This window comes from Peribacillus sp. (assembly GCF_059453735.1).
In genome coordinates this window covers 1-1,916 of sequence record NZ_JAZVJO010000165.1, presented here as the reverse complement: position 1 = coordinate 1,916, position 1,916 = coordinate 1, and the positions used below count along the sequence as shown (strand labels likewise).

The following is a 1,916-nucleotide window of genomic DNA, read 5'->3' as shown; positions in this document are numbered from 1 at the left end:
CTTTTTATGTAGGTGAATAATCTTTCTAACCATTCAATTCGGAAATCAATATACCTGGTTGCGTGTTCAACAATAAAAGGTAAATGTTTGCTTTTATTAAGCACTTCTTGCGGGACTTTATCCTTTAAAGAAGGCGTCCATCGCTTTTTTTGTTTGTCAATGTTCGCGCCAAAAATGGAGAGAACTTCATCGATATCTACATGTTTAATAAAAATAAGTGCTGAATAAAGCTCGCCGACATCGGTTGACTGTTTAAAAATTGTATAAATCTTCTTTTCAAGCTCTAATCGACCGGCATCAGTAATTTGGTACATAGTTTTTTCTGGCCGTCTTGGATCTTTCAGAACTTCCACCGTTTCAACGTAACCACGCTTATGAAGCGCCTCGAAATGATAATATAACTTACTTTCGGTTAAACCGCTTACTTGTACAATCGCCAACGTTTCTGCGGCACCTTTATAAATGGAATAAGCATAATTATTTTGTTCGGCTAAAGAGCCAAGAATAAAAATAGGAATCGACATGGTGTAACTCCTTTCTCAGTATCCTGCACGTATTATAACAAACAAATGCTTACCTTTGTTAAAATACCGGGAATTCACTGGTTTGTAAAAATGGATGCTAGTAAGCTAAAAAAAGTTGTCGAGGTTTCTCGACAACCTTCTATGGTTATAAATTTGACGTTTTTCGTGGATGATTCATCTCTCCGTTTATGATACGATCGAGAATTTCCTCTTCTAATAGAGATAATTTACTTTCGGACATATGCCGAGGCCTAGCAGCATGTACCTTGATATCCATCGCGATGCTTCCGTCCTCTATGAGTACAATACGGTCGGCCAATCGGATGGCTTCTCGAACGTCATGTGTAACAAGCAGCGCGGTAAAACCTGACGTACTCCAAATGGTTTCAATCAAATTCTGCATTTCCAAACGAGTTAAGGCATCAAGTGCACTGAGCGGTTCGTCAAGTAGTAAAAGAGAGGGCTCATGGATGAGGGCTCTTGCTAACGCTACACGCTGTTTTTGACCGCCAGAAAGTTTAGACGGCCAAACATCTTTAAAGGACAATAATCCGACTGCATCTAACACCTTTTCAGCTTTATCCTCCCAATTTCCATCAAGGCCAAGCCCGACGTTTTCTTTCACTTTTTTCCAAGGAAGCAGTCTCGAGTCCTGATACATCATGGTGATGTTCGCGGTGGATTGAGTCGAAGGGACACCGTTAAATCGCAGTTCTCCTTCTGTCAGCGTCTCAAGACCTGCGACTAGCCGTAATAACGTACTTTTGCCGCTGCCGCTTTTTCCAATAATGGCGATGAATTCTCCTTTATTAATCGTTAACGTCACGTCTGTTAAAACTTCTTTTTCACCAAAGGACTTGCTTGCCTTTTCAATGTCTATTTGAATAGAAGGATCGGTAGCTATTCGTTTTAGATTTTCCATCTTACGCATTCATCCCCTTATAACTCTTTGTTGTAGCTTACATTCCACTTTAACGACCAATTTTCTCCGATTTGTGCAATGATATCGGCAATTTTCCCTAGTAAGGCATAGATGATAATGCTCAATATAATAATGTCTGTCTGCATGAATTCACGAGCATTCGTTGCTAGGTAGCCAATACCAACTTCTGTCGGAATTGTTTCAGCGACGATTAAGGTCAGCCACATCACACCAAGTGCGTAACGAAGTCCGACAAATATAGAAGGGAGTGCGCCTGGAAGAAGAATGTCTTTGAAAAGCCTCCACCCTTTAAGTTTATACATTTTTCCCATCTCTACTAAGTCATGATCGACATTGCGGATGCCATGAAAGGTATTGATATAAATTGGGAAAAGGACGCCGATAATGACTAAGAAAATCTTGGCTCCTTCATCAATCCCAATCCATACGATGACCAGCGGCAACAAGGC

3 protein-coding genes are annotated in these 1,916 nt (G+C 40.6%); all 3 read right to left on the bottom strand.

The window, feature by feature from the left end:
* The coding region (locus AC52RT_RS05575; RefSeq protein WP_495539838.1) for a PadR family transcriptional regulator at window positions 1-524 on the bottom strand (524 nt) is incomplete at its 3' end.
* Between the two features lie 145 nt (window positions 525-669).
* A complete protein-coding gene (locus tag AC52RT_RS05570; RefSeq protein WP_495539837.1) occupies window positions 670-1,446 on the bottom strand; it encodes an ATP-binding cassette domain-containing protein in 777 nt (258 codons plus the stop codon).
* Window positions 1,447-1,463: 17 nt separating this feature from the next.
* A partial coding sequence (locus AC52RT_RS05565) for an ABC transporter permease subunit (RefSeq protein ID WP_495539836.1) occupies window positions 1,464-1,916 on the bottom strand: 453 nt, incomplete at its 5' end.